Origin of the sequence: uncultured Anaerococcus sp., assembly GCF_947253225.1 — a bacterium.
Lineage (GTDB): Bacteria > Bacillota > Clostridia > Tissierellales > Peptoniphilaceae > Anaerococcus.
The window spans coordinates 1-7,262 of record NZ_CAMXYR010000065.1 but is presented as its reverse complement, the minus strand read 5'-3'; the positions used below and the strand labels follow the sequence as shown (position 1 = coordinate 7,262).

Here is a 7,262-nt window from a genome sequence, read left to right as displayed (position 1 = left end):
GTTGTCTTTTTGGCATTACAAGAGATAGATCTCCTGCTGTTGCATTCAAGGTTGGGTGGGTGAAAGACTTAGCCATTCTTCTTTCTGAGGAACGTCGTCCCTTGATAAGGTCTCCAAATCTTTGCATCAAAACTCCTCCACCTAGCATATTTGATAATCTAGCTATTGATTCTCCATATTCATTCGAATCCTCGAAAGGCTCTGTAAACTTGTTGGTTACAAGGAGGGCGAAGTTGGTGTTTTCTGATTGAAGCTTTGGGTCTGTAAATGAATGACCATTAACAGTTAGGATGCCATTGGTATTTTCTGTTACCACATGGCCATAAGGGTTCATACAGAAAGTTCTTACCACATCATTGTATTGCTTGGTTTGATACATGATTTTTGCCTCATAGACATCATCTGTGATGTGCTTAAAGACTTCAGCTGGAACTTCTACCCTCACCCCTATATCGACTCTGTTTCTTTTAAGGCCTACTTCAAACTTATCACACACATCTGCTATCCACTTAGAGCCTGACCTACCTGCTGCAAGAACAAGGTCATCTGCCCTGTAGCTTTCATCCTTGGTGTGGATAATGTACTTGCCATCCTCAAAGTCCACTTTCTCAACCATTGTGTTAAATTCAAAGTCAATTGTTTCTTTAACATAGTCGTAAATTCTTTGAAGGATTACCTTGTTTCTATCAGTTCCAAAGTGACGAACCTTGGCTGATAATAAGTGGAGGTCATGGCGGAGGCACTTGGTCTTTAGGTCGTTTTTGTCAGTTGAGTATAACTCTAGGTCATCTCCTCCGTCAAAGTCCATAAGAACCTCATCCACATATTCCATTAACTCCATGGCTTTCTTTTCGCCTATGTATTCGTGAAGGTCTCCTCCAAAGTTAGTTGTGATGTTGTACTTGCCGTCTGATAGAGTACCCGCCCCACCAAAGCCGTACATGATGTTGCAAGGCTTACAGCCTATACAATGGTCTACCTTGCCTTCTGTGATGGGACAAGTTCTATTTGCTACTCGCCTGCCCCCGTCAAGGATTAAAACCTTCTTGTCAGTCTTTAACTTCGTTAGCTCGTAAGCAAGAAAAGCTCCCGCCGCTCCTGCTCCTACAACAACGATATCATAATTTTTCATACTTACTCCTTTACATAATTAGCCTATTATATTATACAAGTTTAATGCAAGTTATTAAACTATTATTTAATTTTTAACAAACTTGTGATAGAATGTAGATAATTTATAAGGAGATATTATGAAAGAAGCATTTAAAAAAGCATTTCCCTACACGATTCCTGTTATAATCGGCTATGTACTTTTGGGTGTAACTTTTGGAATCATGGTAAGTCAAGAAGGCTACAGGCCAATTCTTGCCCCAATCCTTTCCCTCACAGTCTATGCTGGAAGTATGCAATTTGTCCTACTACCCCTATTGAAATCAGACATCACCATAATCGCAATCATAATCCTTACCCTCTCGGTAAATATTAGGATGATGTTCTATGGCTTGTCCTTGCTTAAAGAATTTAAAAATTCAAGGAGTAAATTCCTTTTTATCCTGACCCTCTCAGATGAAACTTTTGCTCTCGATACTTCAATCAAACCACCCAAAAATGTAGATAAGGGAGATTTCTTTCTAGCAATCGGTATTATCAATTACCTAGTCTGGGCCCTTGCTTCCTATGTAGGAGCCCTCCTTGGAGGTCTTATAACCTTCAACACCCTAGGTATGGACTTCGTCCTTACTGCACTTTTCTTAGTGCTCTTGGTTGAACAATACAAGGCAACGAGAAACCATAGACCCATGGCTATTGGTTTTGTGGCCTCAGTCATATCTCTTTTCTTCTTTGGTAGAGAAAAATTTATGATTCCTGCCCTTGTCTTGATAGTGGCAAGTCTTGTAGGACTTCGTGGAAAGGTGGAAGATTATAATGAATAGAATAATCATAATTTTGGCAGCATCTGCCCTAACAACATTTCTTATCAGGTCTGTTCCCTTTCTTTTCTTTACAAAAAGAAGCCTACCCGACCTTGTCAAATACTTTGGCAGATACTTACCCTTTGCTCTTATGCCCCTGCTTGTAGTCTTTGGTCTTAGGGCAATCGATCCTTTCTCCTATCCTTTTGGACTCTGTGAGATTCTAGCATCCCTTACAGTTATCATCCTTCATGCCAAGTTTAACAAACTTTTTCTATCAATTTCTGTAGGAACAATAGTCTATATGCTCCTAGTTCAAATAGTATTTATTTAAAATTACGGTAAAGTAATAAAAGAAATGAATACTTAGGAGTTAATATGAACAAAGAAATTTCAATATCAAACAACAAGGCCATCCTAAACTTTTCCAAGGCCTTTTTCAATAACACTGATGACCTGCTAAGAAGTGACGGCTTCTATGAAGTCCTCAAGTCTTTTGTAGGCTTTCACAAGGAAAATAACACCAGAATTTATTCCTACCTAGAAAAATTCTTCAGGTCAAGCAACATAGATAGTCTTGCAGAAGAAATCAGGGATATAACAAAAATTCTAACAGTAATGACTCTCCCAGAAATTAGCGAAAAAATCAACAAGTACCACGACCTCGATAAGGAACGTGATGCCCTCCTTAGGATTGTTGAGGATATGTATGACTACTGGAGAAAGCTAGAAAGATACTCCCTAATTGAGAAAAATTCCGACAAGGAAGGTCTTGAAGTAGAAAACTTCTTAGGTTCTAACATCAAACTAAAGGATATGATACTTGAGATCTACAGGAAAGTGGAAGTTTCAATCACTGGCAAGGTTCAAAAAGTCTTTAGACAAGTTCCAGCTGGTGCCAATTCCTCAGTTATAGTAAGAAAATCGACCATAGCCTATCCAGACTACTTGATGTGGCTAAACGATATTCCCTACATCACCAAGGTTATGATTGAAACCCCCTACATCACCTATACCAAGTCCAATAAGAGAGATGGTTTCTTCAAAGAAGTCTATGAAAACCCAATAGCTAATATAGACATCGACACAGACGAATACCTCTGCTACCCTGCCAAGGTTGCAGATAACTTAATCTATGTCTACTTCCACCAAGACTACATCACCCACGGCATCTCAGCCTCTAACCTCTTTGAACTAGCAGATGAGGACGAAGTCGCCACAAGCAAACCCGATGGCATATATCTCTTTGGAGTAAAGGATGACAGAGACCTCGATATCTTCTATGAAGATAAGGAAAACAACCTCTTCATAGGCTATTGTAACTTCGCCGACAAAAAGGACTACTTCGGATACCTCAAGAAAATGTGCCTAACCCTAAACAATATCATATCCATGAAAAAGGGCTACCTTCCAATCCATGGAGCCGGAGTCAACATAGTTTTACAAAATGGCAAAACTGCCAACATAGTAATCCTCGGAGACTCTGGAGCAGGCAAGAGCGAATCAATCGAAGCCTTCCGCTTCCTCGCCAAAGAATACATCCGTGATATGACAGTAATCTTTGACGATATGGGATCTTTTAGAATGAAAAACGACAGCGTCTACGCCTACGGAACGGAAATCGGAGCCTTCGTAAGACTCGACGACCTCGACTCAGGCTACGCCTTCAAACAAATAGATAGGTCAATTTTCATGAACCCTGACAAGGTAAACGCAAGGCTCATCATGCCAGTAGCTGACCACAAGCAAATCATGGCAGGCTACAAGGTCGACTTCTTCCTCTATGCCAACAACTACGACAAGCTAGAAGATTCCTATAAATCAATAAGCCTCTTTACCGACAAAGATAAAGCCATCCAAGTATTCAAAGCAGGGGCAAGGATGGCTAAGGGAACAACAACAGAAGAAGGCCTAGTCAAGTCCTACTTCGCCAACCCCTTCGGTCCTTTCCAAAAACAAGAAATGTGTAACGAGCTAATCGAAACTTACTTCGACAGGCTCTTCAAAGACAAAATCAAAGTCGGCACAATCAGAACCCAACTTGCCATAGCCAATATGGAAACAGAAGGTCCAAAAAAATCAGCACGAGAACTCTTTGAAATAATCAAAAGTTTGTAATACAAAACTCCTAGTACATTGTAATCCCTAGTACTAGGAGTTTTTCTATCCCATAACCAACTCAAACTCCATGAGCTTAGCAAAATTTTCCTCTTGTCCAAAAAAGCTTCCCCTAAAATAAGCTTCATAAAACTTCCTTTCCCATAGAACTTTTCAAAATTTAATAATTATAGGAATTTCTTCCGTCTATCTCTCTAAAGAATGTGGACTTGGATGGAAGTTGTTTTCTTACTGGCATACCCAGCCTATTCATTTCGTTTAATTTTAGGATAATTAGATTGGAGTTTACTTCATAAATTCTAGCCAGCTGGTCGTAGGTATAACCCTGCATTACATCATCGAGTATAGAATTTTCATCGAGAAGAAGGTGGGCTGCGAAGATGTTTGCCTCAAGCTCCATTTCTGAAGTGATATCAAAAATTTGGTATTCTAACATCCCATCTTCTGCAAGGTCGTGGTGGAAGAGGTGATGGCCGAGTTCGTGAGCAAAGACCATAGTCTGGATTCTCGTATCTACAAAGGGATTGTAAAAGACAAAGTCTTTGCCATTGACTATCTTATACATCCCCAAAAGCTTGGTTGGCTCTTTGAAGGCTATGAGATAGACTCCTAGATCTTCTAGGATTTGCTTGGGCTCTCTAGTCTTGTGCCTTTTTATTATTTCCTTAGATTTTTTATATATTATATCGTAAGAGATTCCCATTATTTACCTTCTGACTTTTTGGATAGGTAAAAGGCCTCTGTGATTGCATCGAGGATGACTCTCTTGTCTTTTTCATCAATACTCCCACCTGCCATAAGACCTATTACCCCATCCACCATATCCTGAGCATTTGTGGCATCAGCCATATCCATACTGCTTCTCGAAGTCCTTACATATTCTTCATCATCAGTTACCAAGTAGTCGTGGCTAGTTGATAAGTGTTTTGCCAAAAGGTCGTAGGTCTTTCTGTAGCGAGGCTTGGACTGACCAAGCTCATAGCGAGAAATGGTCTTAGTGGACACTTGACAAAGCTTGGCAAGCTCTTCCTGACTTAGGTTTTTTCTCTCTCTCAAATCTTTCAATTTCTTAGCAAATGGCATGGCCCCTCCTTGGTCGTTTATTGTCTAATTATACGTTAATCGTCTATAATCTGCAAGGGTAAGCCTTAGCTCATCCACAAATTCTTACAAGCAAAGCTATGAATTTTCTTCTTGAAATTTTATAATTTTCCAGATTTCATGGTTAGCCTTTCCTTATATAATTCCAAAAGCCCATCACCTCTATAATTTCTCAAGAAAAAAGACCCAAGCCTAGGCTTGGATCTTTCTTAGGACAAGTCGTCTATATATCGACTTATTCTTCATCTTCTTTTTTCTTTGTAGCAAATAGGGCACTTGCGGCTGCAGCAATTGTTGCAAATACTCCGCTTAGTGAGCCTACACCAGTTTTAACATTTGTGCTTTTCTTAGAATCTTTACCAGATTTTGCACTTGCCTTAGCGTTTTTGCCTGGTACTGCTACTTGCTTACCAAGTTGATAGATTAGCTTATCTGCTGGGATGGTGTTTTCTGATCCATCGCTGTAGATTAGGGTTGCATTACCTTTTTTGTCTACTTGAACTTCAACTACAGCAGGATTTACTTTTTTCACTTTTTCAGCTACTTCTTTTCTTTCCTTATCAGTTAAGTTGTTTTTGTCAACTACACCAGTTTTGTCTTTTGGTGTAACAACTACGTTCTTTTCAGCTTCTGTTAGCTCTACCTTCTTGTCAGCTTGTTTTACAAGCTTATCAGCAGGAATAGTATCTTTAGAACAATCTGGGTAGGTGATTGTTGCCTTACCCTTATCGTCTACGTCAACCTTAGTTCCTTCTGGGAACTTATCCTTGTTGGCATCTTCTACTGCCTTCTTAACTTTTCCTTTTTCTTCATCAGTAAGTTTGTCTTTATCCTTAACTTCTGTTGTCTTAGGAATTGTTGGATCGATTAGGTCAGAAATTGGCATTTCTGGTCTATCTTCAATTAGAGCGTCGCCCTTCTTGTATTGGAATATAAGATCTTCAGCTGGGATAGTATCTGTTGACTCGTCTGGATAGGTGATTGTTGCCTTACCCTTATCGTCTACAACTACCTTAGTTCCTTCTGGGAACTTATCCTTGTTGGCATCATTAACCTTATCTTCAACTTCTTTCTTTTCCTTGTCAGTTAGCTTGTTAGGATCTTTTACACCAGTTTTCTTAGGAACAGTTGGATCTACCTTATCTGCAATCTTCTTGTCAGAACCGTTATCGTCTTGGCCTTTCTTGTGGTCTTTTACTTCAATTTCAATATCAGCTTTGCCACCATCAAGGTCTTTATCCTCAACTGTTACTGTGATAGGACCGTCCACATCCGTGCCAGGAGTTACTTCGATTTCTCCAGTCTTATCATTGATAACTACTTGGATATCTTTTCCATCCTCATCCTTAGCAGATACTTTTGTATCCTTATCAGCATTTTCTACGATAACGCCAGTTCCTTGTTTTTCATTTGTAGGATTTACTGGTTTCTTGTTTTTATCGTTTATTCTAGTATCTGTATGGTTGTCATCTCTTCCAGCTTCGTGTCCTTTTACAGGAACATCGAAGGTTTGCTCACCATTTGGTAGGTCTTTATCTTTTACAGTTACCTTGATTGGTCCATCTACTTTGGTGCCTGGAGTAACAACTATATTACCATTTTCATCGATTCTAACTGGAATATCTTTTCCGTCTTCATCTTTGGCAGATACTTCTGTATCCTTATCAGCATTTTTAACAACTAGACCAGTTTTTTGCTCTTCATCAGTTGGGTCTACTGGTGTAACTTTTCCTGTGATGTAGGTATCACCTTCGCCTGGATGACCATCTTTGTTGTCATCTCTGCCCTTTTCGTGACCATTTACAGGTACTTCTACATTAACTTTTCCACCAGGTAGGTCTGGATCTTCTACAACAACATTGATAGGTCCATCTACTTTTTCTCCTGGAGTTACTTCGATTTCGCCAGTCTTATCATTGATTACTACTGGGATATCTTTTCCATCCTCATCCTTAGCAGATACTTTTGTATCCTTATCTGGATTTTCTACGATAACGCCAGTTCCTTGTTTTTCATCTGTAGGATCAACTGGTTTTACCTTTGAAGTATCAACTTTAGTAATTGCTGGTTTTGAGTTAGGGTCTTTAGGATCTGTTCCCTTTTCTTTTTCTTTATCGTCGTCTACTCCAT

The 7,262-nt window shown here is 39.4% G+C and carries 6 protein-coding genes and 1 pseudogene; 3 read left to right on the top strand and 4 right to left on the bottom strand.

From position 1 onward, the window contains the following. Positions 1–1,132, bottom strand: a 1,132-nt coding sequence (locus Q0W95_RS06890) for an FAD-dependent protein (RefSeq protein WP_297791213.1), incomplete at its 3' end; no start/stop codon positions are given. Between the two features lie 118 nt (positions 1,133–1,250). On the opposite strand from Q0W95_RS06890, the gene Q0W95_RS06885 reads away from it, so the two are divergent. Genes Q0W95_RS06885 through Q0W95_RS06875 form a run of 3 tightly spaced genes read left to right on the top strand, consistent with a single transcriptional unit; the run spans position 1,251 to position 4,031 of the window. Next, complete coding sequence (locus tag Q0W95_RS06885; protein ID WP_297791211.1) at positions 1,251–1,934, top strand: AzlC family ABC transporter permease; 684 nt, start codon at positions 1,251–1,253, stop codon at positions 1,932–1,934. After that, entirely contained in the window at positions 1,927–2,247 is a 321-nt protein-coding gene (locus Q0W95_RS06880) for an AzlD domain-containing protein (protein ID WP_297791209.1), read from the top strand. Before Q0W95_RS06885 ends, Q0W95_RS06880 begins: the two co-directional genes overlap by 8 nt. A gap of 44 nt (positions 2,248–2,291) precedes the next feature. Beyond that, positions 2,292–4,031 carry a phosphoenolpyruvate carboxykinase gene (locus Q0W95_RS06875; protein WP_297791207.1) on the top strand — a complete coding sequence of 580 codons (1,740 nt, stop codon included), beginning with the start codon at positions 2,292–2,294 and terminating at the stop codon, positions 4,029–4,031. Between the two features lie 160 nt (positions 4,032–4,191). On the opposite strand, the gene Q0W95_RS06870 is transcribed toward Q0W95_RS06875, so the two are convergent. The 3 genes and pseudogenes from Q0W95_RS06870 to Q0W95_RS06860 all read right to left on the bottom strand — a co-directional run. Further along, a complete protein-coding gene (locus tag Q0W95_RS06870) occupies positions 4,192–4,734 on the bottom strand; it encodes an ImmA/IrrE family metallo-endopeptidase (RefSeq protein WP_297791205.1) in 543 nt (180 codons plus the stop codon). After that, positions 4,734–5,114: a helix-turn-helix transcriptional regulator gene (locus Q0W95_RS06865; protein WP_297791204.1), complete on the bottom strand. Its 381-nt coding sequence runs from the start codon at positions 5,112–5,114 to the stop codon at positions 4,734–4,736. The genes Q0W95_RS06870 and Q0W95_RS06865 overlap by 1 nt, the downstream gene beginning before the upstream one ends. Positions 5,115–5,367: 253 nt before the next feature. Next, positions 5,368–7,262: pseudogene (locus Q0W95_RS06860) on the bottom strand (hypothetical protein); the annotation flags it as partial.

Bases quoted from the DNA above. Each gene is read 5' to 3' on its own strand.
- Q0W95_RS06885 (WP_297791211.1), top strand. From the start codon at position 1,251: ATGAAAGAAGCATTTAAAAAAGCATTTCCCTACACGATTCCTGTTATA.
- Q0W95_RS06880 (WP_297791209.1), top strand. From the start codon at position 1,927: ATGAATAGAATAATCATAATTTTGGCAGCATCTGCCCTAACAACATTT.
- Q0W95_RS06875 (WP_297791207.1), top strand. From the start codon at position 2,292: ATGAACAAAGAAATTTCAATATCAAACAACAAGGCCATCCTAAACTTT.
- Q0W95_RS06870 (WP_297791205.1), bottom strand. From the start codon at position 4,734: ATGGGAATCTCTTACGATATAATATATAAAAAATCTAAGGAAATAATA.
- Q0W95_RS06865 (WP_297791204.1), bottom strand. From the start codon at position 5,114: ATGCCATTTGCTAAGAAATTGAAAGATTTGAGAGAGAGAAAAAACCTA.